Raw genomic sequence first — 20,103 nt, forward strand, 5'->3', positions numbered from 1 at the left:
TAGTTTAAATCGACAATTTTTCGATCAAAATCAATTTCTAGCCAATAATGCCCAAAGCTGATTCAGTTGAGTTACAAGCGGTTGGTATTCGCCAATTTTAGCTAAAAATAACGTTTTTTCCCAACCAGTTTGAGACAAATAGCGACTTAATAGCCTGTTTTGCTGATCTTGATTAAAGGGATTATTCGCCCACAATAACGCAAATTCTAAGGCAGGATCGGAAAGTGCCGCATATTCCCAGTCGATCAAATAAATATGATCGCCTTGTTGGATCAGATTACCTAAATGTAGATCGTGATGGCAAATTGCCTCGCCAAACGGCTCAATATGAGGAAACGGGGGCGAAAAGGGCAGGGCCTGCTGCTGGCAAGGCGAAAGCTGTTCCCACAAGAACTGGCAACGTTCCGCCAGGTTAAGGCGTGTTGAAATTTGGCGGAATCCTACCGCTTGTAATGGCGAAAATTGGTGTAATTTGGCAAGTAGATCGGCAAGTTGTATCAGCAAATGGTCGCTAAATTCGCGAGGGGATTGCCCCTCAATCCATTGCAACAGGCTAAATGTTTCCGTGTGAGCCACAACTTGCGGGGCAATGTTGAGAGGGGCGATCAGGCGTAAAATCTGCACTTCTTGCTGAAAATCCACCCCCAAATTGATGGCTCGCTGACTAGGCTGGCGTAGCACATACTGCTCGCCATCGGTGGTTTCAAGTTTGTGGCTACATCGGGTTTGCCCGTCTAAAATTTGGCAGGATCGCACCCCTTGCAAACGATTTTCCGCCAGCCATTGAGCGACTTTATTTTCCATTAGCTCGCACCATTTATCCGTACTAAGCGGCTCACCACCTGCCCTGCGGTTTTCTCTTTAAGGATCTGCCAGCCTTCGGGCAGAGTGAGAGGGGCGTGATCTTTTTCCGTCTCGATATAAAGCAATGCATTGTCGGCAAGCCATTGATTTTTTGCTAATAAATCAATCACTTGTGGAACTAACCCACAATGAAAAGGCGGATCGATAAACACCAGATCAAAAGGGGCATTTGGATTGGGTTGAGCGAGATAGCCTAAACTATCCGTCTGCACCACCGTGCCATTTGCCGATTTAAGGCTTGCCAAATTTTTGTTGAGTTGGTTCGCAGCAGGGGCAAATTTTTCGAGGAAAATCACCGCTTGTGCTTGACGAGACAACGCCTCAAAACCTAGTGAGCCACTGCCTGCAAAGCAATCCAAACAGCGAGCGTTGGCGATGTCCATCATCAACCAGTTAAATAGGGTTTCTTTGACACGGTCGGTGGTGGGACGTAAGCCCTCAGCATTTAACACGGGCAATTTTCGCCCCCGCCAAAGCCCTGCGATAATCCGCACCTCGCCCATTGCGTGAGAATGACGATTTTTTTTCATACAACACAAATAAAAATGATAAACTACGCAAGTTTAGTCCATTTTGGTGCAAAATGGGCATTTTTATGATGTCGAGAGAGCAAAAATATGTCAGAGAAGAAGAAAGGATTTTGGTCGTGGCTCGGTTTTGGTAAAAAAGAGCAAGCCGAACAGCCAGTCGAACAACAAGCCGAACAGGTTGAACACACAACAGAAATTGAAAACCTCAATCAGAGTATTGAACAACTGAACCAAACCACCGAGCAGTTGGCGGATCTTGCCGAACAACAAGAAAACGAGCAAACCGCACAAATCGAGCCAGAACAAGCGGTCAGTTCCGATGAAATTTTAGCTGAACCTGCAACCGTTGAGCCAGCAGTGGCAGAAGATGTTGAGCCAAAAATCGAGGAAATCGCACCGCTTGCCGAGCAAGAAACTGATTTTAACCAAGCACAAGCGGTCGTTTTCGAGCCAGAAACCGAAACTTTTGAAATTGAAGCTGAGGAACAAGTCGATCCGATTGAAACAGCAATCGAAGCCGAACCCGAAACTGAACTAGAAAGTGAACAATATCAAGAAAAACCAAGCGAGGGCGGATTTTTTAGCCGTTTAATCAAAGGCTTAATCAAAACCAAGCAAAATATCGGCTCGGGTTTCCGTAATCTGTTCCGTGGCAAAAAAATTGACGATGATCTGTTTGAAGAATTGGAAGAACAGCTGTTGATCGCCGATTTGGGAATGCCAACCACCCAAAAAATCATCAACAACCTCACCCAACACGCCAGCAAACAGCAGCTGCGTGATGCGGAATTGCTTTACCAACAGCTTAAAGTGGAACTTGCCAACGTGCTTAAACCTGTGGCTCAACCCCTCGAATTGAGCGACAAAAAACCTTATGTGATCTTAATGGTGGGCGTGAACGGCGTGGGCAAAACCACCACCATTGGTAAGCTGGCTCGCAAATTCCAAAGCGAGGGCAAATCGGTAATGTTGGCGGCGGGCGACACCTTCCGAGCGGCAGCCGTTGAGCAGTTGCAAGTTTGGGGCGAACGCAACAACATTCCTGTGGTCGCCCAAGCAACGGGGGCGGATTCCGCTTCGGTGATTTTCGATGCAATGCAATCAGCGGCAGCGAAAGGGATCGATGTGTTGATCGCTGACACCGCAGGACGTTTGCAAAATAAAAATCACTTAATGGACGAATTGAAAAAAATCGTGCGAGTGATGAAAAAATATGACGAAACCGCCCCGCACGAAATTATGCTCACCCTTGACGCTGGCACAGGGCAAAATGCGATCAGCCAAGCCAAACTGTTTAATGAAGCGGTGGGCTTGACGGGAATTACCCTCACCAAACTCGACGGCACAGCAAAAGGGGGCGTGATTTTTGCAATTGCTGATCAGTTCAACATTCCGATCCGCTTTATCGGGGTCGGCGAGAAAATTGACGATCTTCGCCCATTCCACGCCGAAGAGTTTATCGAAGCCCTGTTTGCCCACGAGGACGAAAAAAATGATTAAATTTAGTAACGTGAACAAAGCCTATATGGGCGGCAAGCAAGTTGCCTTGCAAAATATCAGTTTTGAATTGCCCGCAGGTAGTATGACTTATCTAACAGGGCATTCAGGGGCGGGCAAAAGTACCCTGCTCAAATTGATTATGGGAATTGAGCGAGCCAATGGCGGGCAAATTCTGTTTAACGGACACGATATTACCCGCTTGGCAAGCCACGAACAGCCGTTCTTACGCCGCCAAATTGGAATGGTGCATCAAGATTACCGTTTGTTGTCGGATCGCACCGTGTTGGATAACGTTTCGTTGCCGTTGATTGTGCGAGGTATCAGCCCAGAAATCGTCAAGCGTGAGGCGTATTATGCGTTGGAATGTGTCGGTTTAGAGGCGAAAGCGAACTATCTGCCGCACCACCTTTCGGGCGGCGAACAGCAACGGGTGGATATTGCCAGAGCAATTATTCATCGCCCTCAATTACTGCTTGCCGATGAACCGACGGGTAACCTTGACGAAAAATTATCCTTTGAAATTTTCCGCCTGTTTGAAGATTTCAACCGTCAAAATGGCACAACGGTGCTGATTGCGACCCACGACACCAACATTATCGCTCAACGTCCAAAACCTTGTTTAGTGTTAGAGCAAGGGCATTTGAGAAATTAAGGAAAAATAATGCGTTTTTTACTCAATACCAAATTAGGGGCAGAAACCCGTTATATTTTGCGTTCCGTTTGGCAGGATCTGCTGAAACGAAAATTTGGCACTTTTATTACGGTGCTGGTGATTGCGGTGTCGCTCACCATTCCAACCGTCAGCTATTTGCTCTGGAAAAACACCAGCAACGCGGCAAACCAGTTTTATCCTGAACCTGAATTGACGGTCTATTTGGATAAAAATTTATCGGAATTGGACATCAATGCGGTGGTGGATCGTATTCGTCAATTTGCCCCTGATAAGATCGAATCTTTGAACTACATTTCTCGCCAGCAAAGTTTAGAGGAATTTAGAACGTGGTCGGGCTTTAACGATGCCCTTGATATTTTGGACGACAACCCTCTGCCCGCGGTGGTAACCCTCAAACCGAAAAAAACCTTTACCAACAACGATTCAATGCTCTCATTCCGAGACGGTTTACAGCAAATCAAAGGGGTGCAAGAGGTGCGTTTGGATAATGGCTGGCTGGAAAAATTATCCGCATTAACCCAGCTCATTGCCCGTGTCGCAATGGTCTGCACTCTGTTAATGATGGTGGCGGTGTTCCTTGTGATCGGCAATAGCGTCCGTTCCGATGTCTCAAACAGCCGTGCATCAATCGAAGTGCAACAATTATTGGGGGCAACCGACTATTTCATCTCTCGCCCATTTATCTACAAAGGCGTAATTTATGGTTTGCTCGGTAGCCTGTTAGCGATGCTATTTAGTGCTTTTTTGATCGGCTATTTCGGCAGCGTGGTGAAATACGTTACCGATATGTTCACGGTCAAATTTGAAATGAACGGTTTAGCATTCAGCGAAATGTTCTTCCTGATCAGCTTCTGCATTTTTATCGGCTGGCTTTCCGCCAAAATCGCCACCAACCGCCATATCCAACGCCTTGGATCACGCTAACAAGCGGTGGGATTTTTAAAAATTTCAATCAATAAAAAAGGCGTATTTTAATACGCCTTTTTTATAAAGATTAGTTACGCTTTACCGCTTCAACAATTTCTTCCGCACAACGTTGAGCAAGTTCGCCGTCTTCGCATTCAACCATTACGCGGATCAACGGCTCGGTGCCGGATTTACGCAATAAAATTCGTCCTTTGCCTGCTAAACGTTGTTCCACTTCGGCGGCGACTGCTTTTACTTCGGCACTTTCAAGCGGATTTGCACCGCCAGCAAAACGCACGTTGAGCAACACTTGTGGGAACAGTGGCACGGCTTTGGCAAGTTCGTTGAGGCTCATTTTGTGGGTTGCCATCGCCGACAGCACTTCAAGGGACGCAATAATGCCGTCGCCCGTGGTGTTTTTGTCGAGGATAATCAAATGCCCCGAGTTTTCGCCGCCGAATTTCCAGCCTTTTTCTTTCAACTGTTCCAACACATAGCGGTCGCCCACATTGGCACGCACGAATGGAATGGCAAGCTCTTTGAGGGCAATTTCAAGGCTCATATTGCTCATTAGTGTGCCGACCACACCACCTTGCAATTTACCTGCACGCAAGGCTTCACGAGCGATGATGAACAAAATTTGGTCGCCATCGACTTTGTTGCCTAAGTGATCGACCATAATCAAACGGTCGCCGTCGCCGTCATAGGCTAAGCCCACGTCCGCCCCTGTTTCCACCACTTTGGCTTGCAACAATTTGATGTCGGTCGCCCCACATTTTTCGTTGATGTTGAGACCGTTCGGCTCGGTGCCGATTTCGATCACTTCCGCCCCTAGCTCACGCATTACATTTGGGGCGATGTGGTAAGTCGCACCGTTGGCACAATCGACCACGATTTTGTAGCCGTTCAAACTTAAATGGGCAGGAAATGTGCCTTTACAAAATTCGATATAACGCCCTGCGGCATCGTTGATTCGGCTGGCTTTCCCTAAGTGAGAGGATTCGACACAATCCATCGGCTGATCGAGCATTGCCTCAATCGCCTCTTCCACTTCATCGGGTAATTTTTCGCCAATGGACGAGAAGAATTTGATCCCGTTGTCGTGGTAAGGGTTGTGTGAAGCGGAAATTACGATCCCTGCCTCGGCACGGAAAGTGCGGGTCAAATAGGCAATCGCAGGGGTTGGCATCGGGCCGACAAACGCCGCCGATAACCCTGCTGCCGCCAAACCTGCTTCCAACGCCGATTCCAACATATAGCCCGAAATACGGGTATCTTTCCCGATTAACACTTTCTTCGTGCCTTGGGTGGCAAGCACCTTGCCCGCCGCCCAACCTAATTTCAGGGCAAATTCAGGGGTAATCGGAAATTTCCCCACCTCACCACGCACCCCATCGGTGCCAAAATATTTACGTTCAGCCATTTCTGTTTCCTTTTGTTGGCGAATAAAAAATAGTGGCATTTTAAAGGTTCGCAGGCGATGAGGAAAGGGCAAGGGGTAAGATTTTTTCAAAAATCCTACCGCTTGCAACGTCTAAACCGCCTCTGCCACGATCAAATGGCTCAAAGGCATATCCCAATTTTCAATGGGTAATTGTTCAACTTGTTGGCAATGATGAGCCAGCCCGACGCTGATTAAATGGGGGGATTGGGCGAGGGTGCGGTCGTAAAATCCGCCGCCCATTCCGAGACGGTTGCCTTGTTTGTCGCACGCCACGAGGGGGGTAAAAATCATCTCTAATTGTGAGACGGGCAGCACTTTTCGCACGTCAAGGCGGGGTTCTAAAATGCCAAAACGGTTCGGCACGAGTTGGCAGTCGCTTTCGTAGTGTAAAAAGAGCAGTTGGGTGTGGCTGAACGGGTGCAGGACGGGCAGGTAAATCTGTTTGTTGAGGGTTCGCAAGCGGTCAATTAACGGCAAGGGCGAAATTTCGCCGTTGAATGGCAGATAAAATGCTAAATGTTCGGCGTGGTATTGTTCGATCAGTTGTAACGCTGGCTCAATTAGGCTAAGGGCGGAACGCTGTTGTTGCTCGGCGGTGAGGGCAAGCCGTTTGGCTCGCATTTGCTGGCGAAGTTGTTGCCGTTGTTGGGCTTGTTGAGATAATTGCGATAGTTGAGAAATGTTCATAGGGTGTCCGAAGTGCCGTCATCAGTGATGGTCCTTGAACCAGACGGTTCAAGGCGAGTCGAACGTAACCGCTTTTAGGCTTCTCAATCTACCGAAGTAGCTGAGCCTGCTCACCAGCAGTTTAATGCCCAACTCAAAGTGTTTAATTATCGGCTCAGGGACGTAACCAACAACGCACACCCCAGACGAGCGAGATATTAACGGAATTTTGCCGATTTTCCTAGTGTTCCACATCAGAAAAAATGCGATGGCATAAATTTTATGCGGAAAAAGACCGCTTGCAAGCGGTCGGTTTACACGAAATTTTGCGGTGGGAATTATTCTAACACCACTGATTCACTGGTTTGAAATTTACTCAATGAGCTATCGAGCTGCTTGATGCAAGCCTCTAACACATTTTTATTGTCTGCATTTTTCTGCTTTTCTTGCTCTAATTCGTAATTGAGATTGAGGGCAACGATTGCCAACACTTTTTCAAACTGAATGATTTTTGACTGCTCTTTAAAGGCAGAAACCCGTTCCTCTAAGCGTTGTGCCGAAGCCAGCAGGGCTTCTTGTTGATCAACAGGGCAGCTCAAACGAAAAACCTGTCCAAAAATCTGCAATTCGATATTATTTGCCGACATAGGGGGAAAATCCTCACATAAAAATCAAAATTTTTGCTATTATGCCACCCTTTTAATCTCAATCAAATAGCGAGCTGACAAATCAAATGGCAATTCAACAAGCAAGCGATTTTCAAAAACTGATCAAAGATCTGCAAATCAGCGACACCCCCGCCGAATTTCACGGCTTTTTAAGTGGTTTGATCGCAGGTGGCGTGCAAGATGAATCGTGGAAAACCCTCACTTACCAATTCACTAATGATGGACACGCCTTTTCCCAAGCCCCTCTTGCTGAATTGAGCGATTTTTATCAGCAACTCGGCGAAAGCTACCAACAAGCCAACACTCTATTTAGCCTCTGGCTGCCCGCCAACGAGGAAGACGGTTTCGCCTTGGCGGACGGCATCGCCGAATGGACGAGCCACTTTTTGCTCGGCTTGGGCGTGGCTCAACCGAAATTACAGCAAGAAACGGACGAAGTGGGCGAAGCGGTGGACGATTTAGACGAAATCGCCAAATTGGGCTACCACGAAGACGATGACAACGCCGAACTGATTGAAGCGGGCGAGGAAATTGTCGAATATCTACGCGTGGTGGCGTTATTTTTGCATAGCCATTTCGCCCTCGACAAACCAGCGGAAAAGCCGCAATTGCATTAGTTCCAATACCCTCTCACGTTTACGGGAGAGGGACGATTTTTACTTCGTTCAGAAGTAAAAATCAGGGAGAGGGAAATTTATGAGAATCTTACCGCTTGTATCCCCTCTCCCTCCGAAAATCCTGCGGATTTTCTCCTCCCTCTCCCACAAGTGGGAGAGGGGATAAATAGTAAGAAAATGATTAAAATTTCACTAAATCTAAGAGAGAACCAAAATGACAACCCTCAAAAACGACCGATATTTGCGTGCTTTATTGCGTGAACCTGTGGATATGACCCCCGTGTGGATGATGCGTCAAGCGGGGCGTTATCTGCCAGAATATAAGGCAACCCGTGCCGAGGCAGGCGATTTTATGAGCCTTTGCCGTAATGCGGATTTGGCGTGCGAAGTTACTTTGCAGCCGCTTCGCCGTTATGATTTGGACGCAGCGATCCTGTTTTCCGACATTTTGACGATCCCCGATGCAATGGGCTTAGGGCTGAGTTTTGGGGCAGGCGAAGGCCCGAAATTTGCTCGTCCGATTGAACGCCAAGCCGATGTGGATAATTTGCCGATCCCTGATCCTGAAAGCGAGTTGCAATATGTGATGAACGCTGTTCGCACCATTCGCCGTGAACTAAAAGGCGAAGTGCCGTTAATCGGTTTTTCGGGCAGCCCGTGGACGTTAGCGACCTATATGGTTGAGGGCGGAAGTAGCAAAGCCTTTACCAAAATCAAAAAAATGCTCTACGCAGAACCTGCTTTGTTGCATAAACTGCTCGACAAACTTGCCGACAGCGTGATTTTATACCTCAACGCTCAAATCAAGGCAGGGGCTCAGTCGGTAATGATTTTCGACACTTGGGGTGGCGTGCTGGCTCACCGTGATTACCTCGAATTTTCGTTACGCTATATGCACAAAATCGTGGACGGCTTAATCCGTGAAAACGAGGGAAGAAAAGTGCCTGTTACCCTCTTTACCAAAGGCGGTGGCTTGTGGTTAGAGGCGATTGCGGATACGGGCTGCGATGCGGTGGGGCTAGATTGGACGGTAGATATTGGGGACGCTCGCCGCCGTGTGGGGCATAAAGTGGCGTTGCAGGGCAACCTCGATCCGAGCGTACTTTACGCCTCGCCAGAGCGAATTGAGCAGGAAGTGAAAACGATTTTAGACAGTTTTGGGCAAGGCTCAGGACACATCTTCAATCTCGGACACGGTATCCACCAAGATGTGCCGACCGAAAGCCCGAAAGTGCTGGTGGATACGGTGCATCATTATTCAAAAATCTACCATAAATAATCATTGCAAGCGGTGAGATTGCACGAAATTTTCGCGAATCTGACCGCTTGTTCAGCGAGAGGAATACAATGCGAAATCCTATCCATAAACGAATGGAACGTTTTGAATCGTGGCAACACCTCACTTTTATGGCGTGCCTGTGCGAGCGGATGATGCCGAATTTTCAACTGTTTTGCGAGGTGAGCAAGCGGTCGGATCACGCCAAAATTTTCCAAAACATTCTCAACCTCGTGTGGGAACATTTGACCGTCAAAGGGGCGAAAATCAACTTTGAAAATCAGCTCGAAAAGTTGGAAGAGATTATTCCTGACGTGAACGAATTTGATTTTTACGGCGTTTTCCCCGCCCAAGAAGCGTGCGAGGGGTTGAGCGAACTGCTGCATAGCTTGATTGCAGGCTCAACCCTCGAACAAGCGATTCGTCTTAGCCAAATTTCCCTCGGCACGGTGGCGACCTATTTGGAAACCCAACTCGACCGTGAATTGAATGAGCAAGAATTAAAAAATTCCGCCGAAATTCAAGAAGAATTGGACGTGCAATGGCAGGTTTATCGTTTGCTTAACGAGTGCGAAGAACGAGATGTCGAGCTGATTTTGGGCTTAAAAAATGAGATTAGAGAGAGCGGGATCAGCAATATTGGTTTAAAATTTAATCAATAAAACCATTTTTTAGGTAATTTTTCGATTTTTCTATTTGAGAAATCGACGGTTTGAATTAAGCTAGACAGGCATTTTATTGCAACAAACATAAATACCTCAGAGGATATTACTATGAACAAAACTGAATTGATCGATGCAATCGCAGCAGGTGCTGAGTTAAGCAAGAAAGATGCGAAAGCAGCATTAGAAGCAACATTAGACGCAATCTCTGCAAGCCTCAAAAAAGGTGATGCAGTTCAACTTATCGGTTTCGGTACTTTCAAAGTGAACGAGCGTAAAGCACGCACTGGTCGTAACCCTAAAACTGGCGAAGAAATCAAAATCGCTGCATCAAAAGTACCAGCATTCGTTGCAGGTAAAGCATTAAAAGATTTAGTAAAATAATTCTTTTTAGCAAGAAAAAATGGCTAGATGATAAAATCTAGCCATTTTGCTTTTTAGCCCCACAAAATCCAACCAAGATGAAATACAAAAACCTACGAGAATTTCTTGATCTGCTTGAACAGCAGGGCGAGCTGGTGCGTATCAAACAGGAAATCGACCCTTACCTTGAAATGACCGAAATTGCCGACCGCACCTTACGCAAAGGCGGGGCGGCGTTGTTGTTTGAAAACCCGAAAGGCTATGATATGCCTGTGCTTTGCAACCTGTTCGGCACGCCGAAGCGGGTGGCAATGGGAATGGGGCAAGCGGATACTTCCGCCCTGAGAGAACTCGGCAAGCTGTTGGCATTTTTGAAAGAGCCTGAACCGCCAAAGGGCTTCAAGGATTTGATCGGGCAGTTGCCACAATGGAAGCTGGTGCTAAATATGCCGAGCAAAGTATTGAGCAAGGCGGATTGTCAGCAGGTGGTGCTGTCGGGCGAGGATGTGGATTTGTACAAATTGCCGATTATGCACTGCTGGGAAGGGGACGTCGCCCCCCTCGTTACTTGGGGCTTGACGATTACCCAAGGGCCTTACAAAAAACGGCAAAATCTCGGCATTTATCGTCAACAGTTAATCGGCAAAAATAAGTTGATTATGCGTTGGCTCTCGCACCGTGGTGGAGCGTTGGATTTCCAAGAGTGGCAAGAGGCGAACCCAAATCAGCCGTTCCCTGTTTCGGTGGCGTTGGGGGCAGATCCTGCTACGATTTTGGCGGCGGTTACGCCGATTCCCGATACTCTGTCCGAATATGCGTTCGCAGGGCTGTTGCGAGGGTATAAAACCGAAGTGGTGAAATCGATCAGCAATGCTCTGGAAGTGCCAGCCAGTGCGGAAATTGTGTTAGAGGGCTACATCGACCCGAATGAAACCGCCCTCGAAGGCCCTTATGGCGACCACACGGGCTACTACAACGAGCAAGAATATTTCCCTGTGTTTACCGTAACCCACATCACAATGCGGAAAGATCCGATTTACCATTCCACCTACACGGGGCGACCGCCTGATGAACCTGCGGTGTTGGGCGAGGCGTTGAATGAAGTGTTTATCCCGATTTTGCAAAAGCAATTTCCCGAAATTGTCGATTTCTACTTACCGCCCGAGGGCTGTTCCTACCGCCTCGCGGTGGTAACGATCAAAAAGCAATACGCCGGCCACGCCAAGCGAGTGATGATGGGGGTTTGGTCGTTCTTACGCCAATTTATGTACACCAAATTTGTGATTGTGTGCGATGACGATGTGAACGCCCGCGACTGGAAAGACGTGATCTGGGCGATTACCACCCGCTGCGACCCTGCACGGGACACCACCCTGATCGAAAACACCCCAATCGACTACCTCGATTTCGCCTCACCCGTGGCTGGCTTAGGCTCAAAAATGGGAATCGACGCTACCAATAAATGGCAAGGCGAAACCCAACGAGAATGGGGCGTGCCGATCAAGAAAAACGCCGATGTCGTCAAAAAAGTCGACCAAATTTGGGAAAGTTTGGGGATTGATTAATCTTAAAAGGGGAAAGTATTTTCCCCTTTCCATTAAATCGCCTGCCTCGGCACGCTATTTGGGTAGCCAAACTGTCGCCACGCTTCGTAAACCACCACGGCGACCGAGTTGGATAAATTCATACTGCGGCTATCTTTACACATTGGGATTCGGATTTTTTGCGACATCGGTAGGCCGTCCAAAATCGCTTTCGGCAAGCCGCGGCTTTCGGGGCCGAACATCAAAAAATCCCCCAATTCATAACGCACATCGCTATGGTTGGGTTCGCCTTTGGTGGTGAGGGCGAACAGGCGTTTGGGCTTGGCTCGTTCGAGGAAATCCTCAAAATTGCGGTATTTTTGAATATCGACAAATTCGTGATAATCCAGCCCTGAACGGCGAAGTTTTTTGTCGTCCCACGCGAAGCCGAGGGGTTCAATCATATGCAGGCGAAAGCCACAATTTGCACAAAGGCGAATGATATTTCCGCTATTTTGCGGAATTTCGGGCTCAAATAACACAATATCTAACATAGCAAGCGGTCTGTTTCACGAAAATTTATTGGGCGATTTTCATTTGGCTGACGATTTTGAGAAAGCCGTCCGCCGAGTTGAACATCTCTTGTTTATTTTGGGCGGTCAAAATCAGGTCGGAAAGCTCACGCAACGCCCCGTGTCCGCCTGCGGTTTCCAGCACAAAATCGGCTTTTTCCTTGATGTAGCTGAACGCATCGCCCACCGCCACCGCCACGCCACACACTTCAAAGGCGGGCAGGTCGAGGCTGTCATCGCCTAAATAAACGGTCTGCTCGGCGGTTACCCCTGCTTTTTCCATTAGCTCAAAGCAAGCGGTGCGTTTTTCCATTTTGCCGAGCTGGCTCAATGTAATACCTAAATCGTCCAACCGCTTGCGTAAAAAAGGCTTATCGCCCCCCGATAATACCGCTACTTGAATGCCGGCGGCTTGCAACATTTTCGTGCCTAAGCCGTCTCGCACGTTGAAGCGTTTCATTGTTTCGCCTTGATCGGTGTAGTAGAGGCTGCCGTCCGTCAGCACGCCGTCCACATCGGTGATCACGAGCTTAATTTTGCTCAATTTTGCTAAAAGCTGTTCCATTGTTTTTCCTAATAATTTTCTTTATGATTTGTGCATTATAGCCGTTTGGAATTTAAAAATGTCGATTTCTCACAATTTATCTCAACTTTATCAACAAATTCAACAGGTTAGCCAACGGGCGAACCGTCCTCAAAATGCCGTAAAATTACTTGCCGTGAGCAAAACCAAACCCGTGGAAGCGATTGAACAAGCGATTTCGGCGGGGCAACGTGTCTTTGGCGAAAATTATGTGCAAGAGGGGGTAGAAAAAATTGCCTATTTTGCCGAACGCAAAGATTTGGAATGGCATTTTATCGGGCCGTTGCAGTCGAACAAAACCCGTTTAGTCGCAGAAAATTTTGATTGGATTCAAACGGTGGATCGGCTCAAAATTGCTCAACGCCTAAGCGAACAACGCCCTGCGGAACTGCCACCGTTGCAAGTGTTGATTCAAATTAACATCAGCGATGAAGAGTCCAAATCGGGCATCGCCCCCGAGGAAATGCTACCCCTTGCTAAACGGATTAGCGAGCTTCCCCGCCTGCAATTACGCGGTTTAATGGCGATCCCCAAACCCGAAAGCGACCCCGCTCAACAAAAAATCGCTCTGCAACAAATGCAGCGACTCTTCCAAACATTGCAAGCAAATTTTGACGGCATCGACACCCTCTCAATGGGAATGTCAGATGATATGCAAACAGCGATTGAATGCGGTTCGACAATGGTCAGAATCGGCACGGCGGTGTTTGGGGCGAGGGATTACAAGGGGTAGGATGTTGAAAAGTTCGTATATGTTATATTTATCAACAAAATGGACTTTTCAAAATATTACCGCTTGCTATCCTACCTCACTTTCCTTGCCAACATCGTCGCAAACTGTAATTGAATACGGTTGCCGTTGGCGTCGGTTTTGTGTAAATGCCCGAGATCTTCGTTATATTTCACCAATTCCCAACCTTGGTAATAATTTTTCAATTCGCCCTCTTTGAAGGTGAAAGAAAATGGCATTGGGCAGGGGTATTGTTCGGTACTCATTGCACAAACAATTAAATTATAACCACCGATTTTGGTGTTTTTTTGCATATTTTCGATGATGGCAGGAATGCGATCTCGGTTCAAAAACATCATTACCACGGTGGATAAAATCAGATCATAGTCGCCTTGAATATCCGCTTGGTTGATGTCGTAAATGGCGGTGTTGATGTTTCGTTGCTCTTTTTCGATCACTTGATTTAAGAATGAAATGCTCTCTTCGCTATGATCCACGGCGGTTACGTTAAAGCCGAGCAGATCCAAATAGAGGGAATTTCTGCCGCGTCCACAGCCCAAGTCAAGGGCTTTGCCTTGTTGGATATATTGGGTGGCGTTTAGCACTTCCGAGTGGGTGGCGGTGAGGTTATATTTTTTGCTGTAATAATCTTCGGGCTGGCAATAAAAGGCGAGCTGACATTCTAAATCGTCCGAAAGCGGGGTAACTTTATGCCAAAGTTGTGGCTCAACAAAATAGGGCTGATGTTGAGGATCAAAAATATGTTCGGCAACTACCTCGCCGTTTTCGGTTAATTCACTAAATTTGAGTTGCCCTTTTAGCACCGTTAATTTCGCCCAAGTGCCAACTTTGGTGTTGTGTTTTTCTTGGAACATTTGCGGTAGGGTCTCTTTTGTCCAGACGGGCATTTGTTTGTAGCAGCGTAGCTTTTCCATTTTGGTTTCCTCGATCAAAATAAAACGGCAAGATCTTAGGGATTTGGCGATCATCAGGCAAGAAAAAACCGACTAAAATAGTCGGCTATTCTGCATTCGCTTGATTTTTATCAAAGTTCCACTTGATTAAACTGCCGTCCAAAATAAACCAAACTATGGTTTGGGGCGGTGTCTATTTGGGTGAGGCGTGTAATAAAAATGGTGTGGCTGCCGACGCTGTGGCTGTCGATAATTTCCCCTTGCAAGGTGGAAATTGCCCCTTTCAATAACGGCAGACCTTGCTCGCTTTCTTGCCAAATGTCCCAACTGAAACGCTGTTCCATTGTGCTATCCAGCATACAGGCGAAATGTTTGGCGAGTTCTTCCTGCTCGTGGCTCAATACGTTTACGCACACTTGGCGGTTTTGGGCGATGATGTCGTGCAGGTCGCTGCTTTGGTTGATGCAAAAGAGCAGCGTGGGTGGGCTGTCGCTGACGGAACAGACCGATGAAACGGTGATCCCCACTTTGCCCGCTTTGCCGTTGCTGGTTACGATACTGACAGCGGCACAAAGATGAGCCATTGCATCGCGAAATTGTTGTGAAAATTCAATCGGTTGCATTCTTTTTTCCAATTAGGCTTTCCAAATAACGTGGTATTGGCGATCTTCCGCATCGTGGGAAATCAGAAAACGGGCGAAAATATCGTCCATTTCATCTTGCTCATTGACTAAGCCCACCCACACTTCGGCAAAGGCTTCGGGGTCAATCAACGTGCCGATTTCTTCGTCCCAGTTGTCGGCGGTTTCCACCATTTCCACCGCACCACGTTCTTCAAATTGTAAGTTGAATAATAAAATATCGGCAGGATCGAGATTTTCGCCTGCCATTTCCAAGAAAATATCGTAAGCGAGGTCAATCGCTTCATCAGGGGTTAATTTTTGCATTGTTTGAATAATGGGTAAAAATTGAACAAAATCAGACCGCTTGCAAGCGGTCTGATTCTTTGAAATTTCGGCTAAATGTTGGGTTTAAATTTCCAACAACAGACGAGTTGGATCTTCAAGCAGGTCTTTGACCGCCACGAGGAAACCAACACTTTCTCTGCCGTCAATCAAACGGTGATCGTAGCTGAGGGCGAGGTACATCATCGGGCGGATTTCCACTTTGCCGTCAATCGCCACAGGGCGATCTTTGATGGCGTGCATTCCCAAAATCGCACTTTGTGGTGGGTTGATGATCGGGGTAGACATCAATGATCCGAACACGCCGCCGTTGGTAATGGTAAAGTTGCCGCCCGTGAGATCTTCCACGGTCAATTTGCCGTCTCTGCCTTTTTCGGCGAGGGTTTTGATCGTTTTCTCGATCTCTGCCATACTCAATTTATCGCAATCACGCACTACTGGCGTAACCAATCCGCGTGGGGTGGATACGGCAATGCTGATGTCGAAATAGTTGTGATAAACAATATCATCGCCGTCAATTGAGGCATTGATTTCTGGGTAGCGTTTGAGGGCTTCCACCACCGCTTTGATGTAGAACGACATAAAGCCCAAACGCACGCCGTGCTGTTTCTCAAATTTTTCGCCGTATTGTTTACGCAGGGTCATAATTGGCTGCATATCCACTTCGTTGAAGGTGGTGAGCATTGCGGTGGTGTTTTTCGCTTCGAGTAAGCGTTCCGCCACGCGTTTGCGTAAACGGGTCATCGGGACGCGTTTTTCGCTGCGGCTTTGATACGCCACGGTGCTGACGGTGTTTTCCGCCACCGCAGGTTTGGCTTGGCGTTTCGCCACCACCGCTTCAATATCTTCACGGGTGATACGACCGCCTACGCCCGTGCCTTTCACTTCATTAGCATTCAAGCCGTGTTCGGCGAGTAAACGGCGAACCGCAGGGCCTTGCGAATCGGCATCGCTATGATCATTTTCCACCGCAGAGGTTTTGCGATCCGCAGGGGTTGGCTCGTTGGCTGGGGCAACGGTTTGTGCGGTAAAATCGCCCGCTTGTTGTGAGTTGAGCGTGCCGAGCAACTGCTTACTCACCACGGTTGCCCCTTCATCTTGCTGAATTTCGGCAATCACACCATCGCTGGTAGCTGGCACTTCAAGCACCACTTTGTCCGTTTCGATTTCAACAATCACTTCATCACGTTTTACGCTGTCGCCCACACGTTTATGCCATTTCGCCACTGTCGCATCGGCAACGGATTCAGGTAAATCTGGAACAAGAATTTCGATAGTCATTTTAGTTTTCCTTTTAATTTGTGAGCGATTAGCCTAAGCCACCCGTAGTTTGAGCACCGATTTGCACGGTTTGAATGTCGGCATTGACCATTTTCAAGGCTTGTGCGTCGGTATTGACCGCATACATTTCAACCCCTTTACTATTCAAATCTGCCACATTTTCGGTTTCAGCAATGCGATTTAATGCATTACAACCGCCACCACCTACGCCTATAATCTTAATGTTGGCTTGGAATGATTCTTCTGGAATTGGGTTAAACATCATTTTATTCTCCGTATCTTATCTAAATTGCCTCAACCTAAGCTGAGGCGTGATGATTAAAGGGTTAAAGCGTCAGCGATTAACGCTTTTTGCTGTTTGGTGTGTAACGACATATAGCCCACCGCTGGCGAAGCGGAAGCTGGTCTGCCTGCGTATTTCAGTTTCGCATTGTCAGGGATTGACGCCTCGAAATTGTGCTTACTGCAATACCACGCTCCTTGGTTGAGCGGTTCTTCTTGACACCAAACGAAATCGGTAACGTGAGCGTAAGGAGCAAGTGCCTTTTGCACGTCTTCGTGTGGATATGGGTAGAGCTGCTCAATGCGGATAATCGCCACATCGGTTTGTTCGTTTTGACGGCGTTGTTCGAGCAAGTCGTAATAAACTTTACCCGAGCAAAGTACCACACGTTTTACCTGTTTTGGATCGAGGTTGTCGATCTCGCCGATCACATTTTGGAATTCGCCATTGGTTAATTCTTCAAGGGAAGAGACCGCTAGCGGGTGGCGAAGTAGCGATTTTGGCGAAATTGCCACCAACGGACGACGCATTTTGCGGATCGCTTGACGGCGTAGCATATGGTAAACCTGTGCAGGGGTACTCGGTACGCACACTTGCATATTTTGTTCCGCACAAAGTTGCAGATAGCGTTCTAAGCGTGCGGACGAGTGTTCTGGGCCTTGCCCCTCGTAGCCGTGCGGTAGCAACATCACTAAGCCGCACATTCTGCCCCATTTTTGTTCGCCCGAGCTGATAAATTGGTCGATCACAATTTGTGCACCGTTGGCGAAGTCGCCGAATTGGGCTTCCCAAATGGTGAGGGTTTTCGGATCGGTGGTGGCATAGCCATATTCAAAGGCAAGTACCGCCTCTTCGGAAAGCACCGAATCCCACACCTCAAAACGCCCTTGGTTGGCGTGTAAGTGGGCTAACGGAACATAGCCCGTACCGTCATTTTGGTTGTGGATCACGGCGTGGCGGTGGAAGAATGTGCCACGTCCTGCGTCCTCGCCCGATAGGCGAATGTGCGTTCCCTCGTCAAGCAAGGTCGCATACGCCATTGTTTCCGCCATACCCCAATCAAGCAATTTTTGACCTTGATACATCTCTTTGCGGTCGTTGTAAATTTTCTCAACACGCGAGTGCGGTTTGTGCTGTTCTGGGTATTCGCACACCCGTTTGGCTAGGGTGGTAAAGCGATCTTGTGGGAATTTGCTTTCGTAAGGGCTGGTCCAGTCGTAGTTGAGATATTGCAACCAGTCCATTGCAGCGGTATCCATTTCACGCCATTCAGGTACGACACGGTCGCCTTGATCGAGGGCATCACGGTAGCCGTTGAGCATTTCTAATTCTTGCTCTGGGGTAATCACACCCTCGGCGATCAAACGATCCGCATACACCTTGCGAGGGGTTGGATGTTTTTTGATGATGCTATACATCATCGGCTGGGTTGCCAACGGCTCGTCCGCCTCGTTGTGTCCGTGGCGGCGGTAAGAGATCAAATCAATGAAAATATCACGTTTGAATAGGGTGCGATATTCCACCGCCATTCTTGCCGCAAAAGCCACCGCTTCTGGATCATCACCATTAACGTGAATGATCGGGGCTTGGATCATTTTGGCAATATCGGTGCAATATTCGGTTGAACGGGTGTCGTTCGGGTTCGAGGTGGTAAAGCCGATTTGGTTGTTGATCACAATACGGATCGTGCCGCCCACTTTATAACCACGGGCATTTGACATATTCAGCGTTTCTTGCACCACCCCTTGCCCTGCTACTGCCGAGTCGCCGTGAACGGTAATCGCCAACACTTTATTGTGTTCGGTGTCGAAAATACGAGCCTGTCTTGCACGCACCGAGCCAATCACCACAGGGCTAACAATTTCAAGGTGAGACGGGTTGAACGCCAACGCCAAATGCACCTGCTTATCGCCCACCGCAAAATCAGACGAGAAGCCTTGGTGATATTTCACATCGCCCGTGCGGTTATCGTCCGCGTGCTTACCCGCAAATTCATCAAAGAGTTCGGCAGGCTTTTTGCCCAACACATTGACGAGCATATTTAAACGCCCACGGTGAGCCATTCCCATTACCACATCAGACATCCCTTGACGACCTGCGTGGCGGATAATCTCTTTCATCAACGGAATAAAGGCATCGCTACCCTCTAACGAGAAGCGTTTTGCCCCTGGGAATTTCGCCCCTAAATAACGTTCCAAACCATCAGCAGCGGTAAGTTCTTGTAATAAATTGATTTTTTCCGCCGCCGTAAATAACGGTTTATTCAAAACGCTTTCCATTTTGGCTTGCAACCAGTTGCGTTGCTCGATGTCTTGAATGTGCATAAATTCAAGCCCAATCGTGCCTAAATAGGTTTCTTTCAAGGCTTCGGCGAGTTCGCCCAATTTCATTGTGTCTTTACCGAACACATAACGCCCAATGGTAAAGGTCTCATTCAGATCCGCCTCGCTAAAACCGTGGTGGCGATAATCCAACTCTGGCACTTTTGAGGTTTTCCAACGGTAATAATTAAGCGGATCGAGCTTCGCTTCTAGGTGTCCACGGATACGGTGAGCGTTGATCCACTGCAACAAACGCACCTGTTTGGCACTGGCTTCTGGGTCGATCACCGTTACCGTTTCCGAATGATTTTCACGGGCAAGTTTGCGGAAATAATCACGCACTTGGGAATGGGGTTGCTCTACGGCGGTGGTTTGCGGTAGCGAAGCAAAAATCGCCTGCCAGCTCTCATCAACGCTTGCAGGATCTTCCAGATACTGCTCGTAGATTTCCTCAACATAAGATTGGTTTGAACCACCGAAAGCGGTTGAGGCTAACCAATCATCAAAATTTTTATGCACAGGATCACGTTGCATACAGACCTAACCTTATTTGAGTGTAGTGTTTACAAATTACCGCCATTATATATGGCAAGTGAAATTTTGAATGCTATTATGCCCGAAATTTTTCAGAAAAAATGTGAAGTAAGTCGAATTTTTACAATTTTGTAACAAAATTTAGCCAGAACGATGTGCAAGCGGTTTGTTCCGAGAAAAAATTTGCAATTTCAAGCGGTAATCGGTAAGGTTAGCACCATATTTTTT

The 20,103-nt window shown here is 47.7% G+C and carries 22 protein-coding genes and 1 other RNA gene; 9 read left to right on the top strand and 14 right to left on the bottom strand.

Annotated features, from left to right (window positions below; all coding sequences use genetic code 11):
* Nucleotides 1-30: 30 nt before the first annotated feature.
* Both B0187_RS03440 and rsmD read right to left on the bottom strand, forming a co-directional pair.
* Nucleotides 31-804 (bottom strand): phosphotransferase, encoded by a 774-nt coding sequence (locus B0187_RS03440; RefSeq protein WP_078236459.1) that lies wholly within the window; start codon nucleotides 802-804, stop codon nucleotides 31-33.
* Nucleotides 804-1,394, bottom strand: a complete 591-nt coding sequence (gene rsmD, locus B0187_RS03445) for a 16S rRNA (guanine(966)-N(2))-methyltransferase RsmD (protein WP_078236460.1) — start codon at nucleotides 1,392-1,394, stop codon at nucleotides 804-806. Before rsmD ends, B0187_RS03440 begins: the two co-directional genes overlap by 1 nt.
* 87 nt (nucleotides 1,395-1,481) lie before the next feature.
* Here rsmD and ftsY point away from each other — a divergent pair, with 87 nt between their 5' ends.
* From ftsY to ftsX, 3 genes are read left to right on the top strand one after another with little or no spacing between them, the layout of a single operon-like run.
* Nucleotides 1,482-2,894 (top strand): signal recognition particle-docking protein FtsY, encoded by a 1,413-nt coding sequence (gene ftsY / locus B0187_RS03450; RefSeq protein ID WP_078236461.1) that lies wholly within the window; start codon nucleotides 1,482-1,484, stop codon nucleotides 2,892-2,894.
* Nucleotides 2,887-3,546, top strand: coding sequence for a cell division ATP-binding protein FtsE (gene ftsE / locus B0187_RS03455; RefSeq protein WP_078236462.1), 660 nt, complete (start codon nucleotides 2,887-2,889; stop codon nucleotides 3,544-3,546). Before ftsY ends, ftsE begins: the two co-directional genes overlap by 8 nt.
* Nucleotides 3,547-3,555: 9 nt before the next feature.
* Nucleotides 3,556-4,491, top strand: coding sequence for a permease-like cell division protein FtsX (gene ftsX, locus B0187_RS03460; protein ID WP_078236463.1), 936 nt, complete (start codon nucleotides 3,556-3,558; stop codon nucleotides 4,489-4,491).
* Between the two features lie 70 nt (nucleotides 4,492-4,561).
* Here the strand turns inward: ftsX and glmM are convergent, their stop codons facing one another.
* From glmM to B0187_RS03480, 4 genes are all read right to left on the bottom strand, one after another.
* The gene (gene glmM / locus B0187_RS03465) at nucleotides 4,562-5,896 is read right to left on the bottom strand and encodes a phosphoglucosamine mutase (protein ID WP_078236464.1); all 1,335 of its coding nucleotides are present in this window, start codon (nucleotides 5,894-5,896) and stop codon (nucleotides 4,562-4,564) included.
* Nucleotides 5,897-6,007: 111 nt separating this feature from the next.
* Nucleotides 6,008-6,604 carry a 5-formyltetrahydrofolate cyclo-ligase gene (locus B0187_RS03470; protein ID WP_078236465.1) on the bottom strand — a complete coding sequence of 199 codons (597 nt, stop codon included), beginning with the start codon at nucleotides 6,602-6,604 and terminating at the stop codon, nucleotides 6,008-6,010.
* Nucleotides 6,605-6,795, bottom strand: a non-coding RNA gene (gene ssrS / locus B0187_RS03475) — 6S RNA. It lies immediately after the preceding gene.
* 126 nt (nucleotides 6,796-6,921) lie between these two features.
* Nucleotides 6,922-7,230, bottom strand: coding sequence for a cell division protein ZapA (locus B0187_RS03480; RefSeq protein WP_078236466.1), 309 nt, complete (start codon nucleotides 7,228-7,230; stop codon nucleotides 6,922-6,924).
* Nucleotides 7,231-7,316: 86 nt separating this feature from the next.
* On the opposite strand from B0187_RS03480, the gene B0187_RS03485 reads away from it, so the two are divergent.
* The 5 genes from B0187_RS03485 to ubiD all read left to right on the top strand — a co-directional run bounded on the left by B0187_RS03485 (nucleotide 7,317) and on the right by ubiD (nucleotide 11,734).
* A complete protein-coding gene (locus B0187_RS03485) occupies nucleotides 7,317-7,868 on the top strand; it encodes a UPF0149 family protein (RefSeq protein ID WP_078236467.1) in 552 nt (183 codons plus the stop codon).
* Between the two features lie 214 nt (nucleotides 7,869-8,082).
* Entirely contained in the window at nucleotides 8,083-9,147 is a 1,065-nt protein-coding gene (gene hemE / locus B0187_RS03490; RefSeq protein WP_078236468.1) for a uroporphyrinogen decarboxylase, read from the top strand.
* 68 nt (nucleotides 9,148-9,215) lie between these two features.
* On the top strand, nucleotides 9,216-9,806 hold the full coding sequence (locus B0187_RS03495; RefSeq protein ID WP_078236469.1) for a YjaG family protein: 591 nt from the start codon (nucleotides 9,216-9,218) through the stop codon (nucleotides 9,804-9,806).
* Nucleotides 9,807-9,917: 111 nt separating this feature from the next.
* A complete protein-coding gene (hbs, locus tag B0187_RS03500) occupies nucleotides 9,918-10,190 on the top strand; it encodes a non-specific DNA-binding protein Hbs (RefSeq protein WP_078236470.1) in 273 nt (90 codons plus the stop codon).
* Nucleotides 10,191-10,267: 77 nt separating this feature from the next.
* Complete coding sequence (gene ubiD, locus B0187_RS03505) at nucleotides 10,268-11,734, top strand: 4-hydroxy-3-polyprenylbenzoate decarboxylase (RefSeq protein WP_078236471.1); 1,467 nt, start codon at nucleotides 10,268-10,270, stop codon at nucleotides 11,732-11,734.
* Nucleotides 11,735-11,766: 32 nt separating this feature from the next.
* On the opposite strand, the gene trmL is transcribed toward ubiD, so the two are convergent.
* Nucleotides 11,767-12,246, bottom strand: coding sequence for a tRNA (uridine(34)/cytosine(34)/5-carboxymethylaminomethyluridine(34)-2'-O)-methyltransferase TrmL (trmL, locus tag B0187_RS03510; protein ID WP_078236472.1), 480 nt, complete (start codon nucleotides 12,244-12,246; stop codon nucleotides 11,767-11,769).
* Between the two features lie 25 nt (nucleotides 12,247-12,271).
* Nucleotides 12,272-12,829, bottom strand: a complete 558-nt coding sequence (locus B0187_RS03515) for a KdsC family phosphatase (RefSeq protein ID WP_078236473.1) — start codon at nucleotides 12,827-12,829, stop codon at nucleotides 12,272-12,274.
* Between the two features lie 58 nt (nucleotides 12,830-12,887).
* Between B0187_RS03515 and B0187_RS03520 the strand changes: the two genes are divergently transcribed.
* The gene (locus B0187_RS03520; RefSeq protein WP_078236474.1) at nucleotides 12,888-13,580 is read left to right on the top strand and encodes a YggS family pyridoxal phosphate-dependent enzyme; all 693 of its coding nucleotides are present in this window, start codon (nucleotides 12,888-12,890) and stop codon (nucleotides 13,578-13,580) included.
* Between the two features lie 71 nt (nucleotides 13,581-13,651).
* Here B0187_RS03520 and tehB read toward each other — a convergent pair whose 3' ends face one another.
* The 6 genes from tehB to sucA all read right to left on the bottom strand — a co-directional run bounded on the left by tehB (nucleotide 13,652) and on the right by sucA (nucleotide 19,875).
* A complete protein-coding gene (gene tehB, locus B0187_RS03525; RefSeq protein ID WP_078236475.1) occupies nucleotides 13,652-14,512 on the bottom strand; it encodes an SAM-dependent methyltransferase TehB in 861 nt (286 codons plus the stop codon).
* Between the two features lie 110 nt (nucleotides 14,513-14,622).
* A complete protein-coding gene (hpaC, locus tag B0187_RS03530; protein ID WP_078236476.1) occupies nucleotides 14,623-15,114 on the bottom strand; it encodes a 4-hydroxyphenylacetate 3-monooxygenase, reductase component in 492 nt (163 codons plus the stop codon).
* Nucleotides 15,115-15,126: 12 nt separating this feature from the next.
* Nucleotides 15,127-15,438, bottom strand: coding sequence for an HI1450 family dsDNA-mimic protein (locus tag B0187_RS03535; RefSeq protein WP_078236477.1), 312 nt, complete (start codon nucleotides 15,436-15,438; stop codon nucleotides 15,127-15,129).
* 84 nt (nucleotides 15,439-15,522) lie between these two features.
* Entirely contained in the window at nucleotides 15,523-16,737 is a 1,215-nt protein-coding gene (odhB, locus tag B0187_RS03540) for a 2-oxoglutarate dehydrogenase complex dihydrolipoyllysine-residue succinyltransferase (protein ID WP_078236478.1), read from the bottom strand.
* 28 nt (nucleotides 16,738-16,765) lie between these two features.
* Nucleotides 16,766-17,002, bottom strand: a complete 237-nt coding sequence (locus tag B0187_RS03545; RefSeq protein ID WP_158078222.1) for a hypothetical protein — start codon at nucleotides 17,000-17,002, stop codon at nucleotides 16,766-16,768.
* A 53-nt stretch (nucleotides 17,003-17,055) separates the two neighbouring features.
* A complete protein-coding gene (gene sucA / locus B0187_RS03550; protein ID WP_078236480.1) occupies nucleotides 17,056-19,875 on the bottom strand; it encodes a 2-oxoglutarate dehydrogenase E1 component in 2,820 nt (939 codons plus the stop codon).
* Nucleotides 19,876-20,103: the final 228 nt, after the last annotated feature.

Origin of the sequence: Haemophilus paracuniculus (assembly GCF_002015115.1) — a bacterium.
Taxonomy (GTDB): domain Bacteria; phylum Pseudomonadota; class Gammaproteobacteria; order Enterobacterales; family Pasteurellaceae; genus Haemophilus_E; species Haemophilus_E paracuniculus.

What these genes read in the sequence shown, in the direction of transcription:
- B0187_RS03515 (WP_078236473.1), bottom strand. Translation starts at nt 12,829, where the DNA reads ATGGAACAGCTTTTAGCAAAATTGAGCAAAATTAAGCTCGTGATCACC.
- odhB (WP_078236478.1), bottom strand. Translation starts at nt 16,737, where the DNA reads ATGACTATCGAAATTCTTGTTCCAGATTTACCTGAATCCGTTGCCGAT.
- rsmD (WP_078236460.1), bottom strand. Translation starts at nt 1,394, where the DNA reads ATGAAAAAAAATCGTCATTCTCACGCAATGGGCGAGGTGCGGATTATC.
- B0187_RS03480 (WP_078236466.1), bottom strand. Translation starts at nt 7,230, where the DNA reads ATGTCGGCAAATAATATCGAATTGCAGATTTTTGGACAGGTTTTTCGT.
- B0187_RS03470 (WP_078236465.1), bottom strand. Translation starts at nt 6,604, where the DNA reads ATGAACATTTCTCAACTATCGCAATTATCTCAACAAGCCCAACAACGG.
- ftsX (WP_078236463.1), top strand. Translation starts at nt 3,556, where the DNA reads ATGCGTTTTTTACTCAATACCAAATTAGGGGCAGAAACCCGTTATATT.
- sucA (WP_078236480.1), bottom strand. Translation starts at nt 19,875, where the DNA reads ATGCAACGTGATCCTGTGCATAAAAATTTTGATGATTGGTTAGCCTCA.
- glmM (WP_078236464.1), bottom strand. Translation starts at nt 5,896, where the DNA reads ATGGCTGAACGTAAATATTTTGGCACCGATGGGGTGCGTGGTGAGGTG.
- ubiD (WP_078236471.1), top strand. Translation starts at nt 10,268, where the DNA reads ATGAAATACAAAAACCTACGAGAATTTCTTGATCTGCTTGAACAGCAG.
- B0187_RS03545 (WP_158078222.1), bottom strand. Translation starts at nt 17,002, where the DNA reads ATGATGTTTAACCCAATTCCAGAAGAATCATTCCAAGCCAACATTAAG.
- B0187_RS03535 (WP_078236477.1), bottom strand. Translation starts at nt 15,438, where the DNA reads ATGCAAAAATTAACCCCTGATGAAGCGATTGACCTCGCTTACGATATT.
- tehB (WP_078236475.1), bottom strand. Translation starts at nt 14,512, where the DNA reads ATGGAAAAGCTACGCTGCTACAAACAAATGCCCGTCTGGACAAAAGAG.
- trmL (WP_078236472.1), bottom strand. Translation starts at nt 12,246, where the DNA reads ATGTTAGATATTGTGTTATTTGAGCCCGAAATTCCGCAAAATAGCGGA.
- ftsE (WP_078236462.1), top strand. Translation starts at nt 2,887, where the DNA reads ATGATTAAATTTAGTAACGTGAACAAAGCCTATATGGGCGGCAAGCAA.
- B0187_RS03520 (WP_078236474.1), top strand. Translation starts at nt 12,888, where the DNA reads ATGTCGATTTCTCACAATTTATCTCAACTTTATCAACAAATTCAACAG.
- B0187_RS03440 (WP_078236459.1), bottom strand. Translation starts at nt 804, where the DNA reads ATGGAAAATAAAGTCGCTCAATGGCTGGCGGAAAATCGTTTGCAAGGG.
- ftsY (WP_078236461.1), top strand. Translation starts at nt 1,482, where the DNA reads ATGTCAGAGAAGAAGAAAGGATTTTGGTCGTGGCTCGGTTTTGGTAAA.
- hemE (WP_078236468.1), top strand. Translation starts at nt 8,083, where the DNA reads ATGACAACCCTCAAAAACGACCGATATTTGCGTGCTTTATTGCGTGAA.
- B0187_RS03495 (WP_078236469.1), top strand. Translation starts at nt 9,216, where the DNA reads ATGCGAAATCCTATCCATAAACGAATGGAACGTTTTGAATCGTGGCAA.
- hbs (WP_078236470.1), top strand. Translation starts at nt 9,918, where the DNA reads ATGAACAAAACTGAATTGATCGATGCAATCGCAGCAGGTGCTGAGTTA.
- B0187_RS03485 (WP_078236467.1), top strand. Translation starts at nt 7,317, where the DNA reads ATGGCAATTCAACAAGCAAGCGATTTTCAAAAACTGATCAAAGATCTG.
- hpaC (WP_078236476.1), bottom strand. Translation starts at nt 15,114, where the DNA reads ATGCAACCGATTGAATTTTCACAACAATTTCGCGATGCAATGGCTCAT.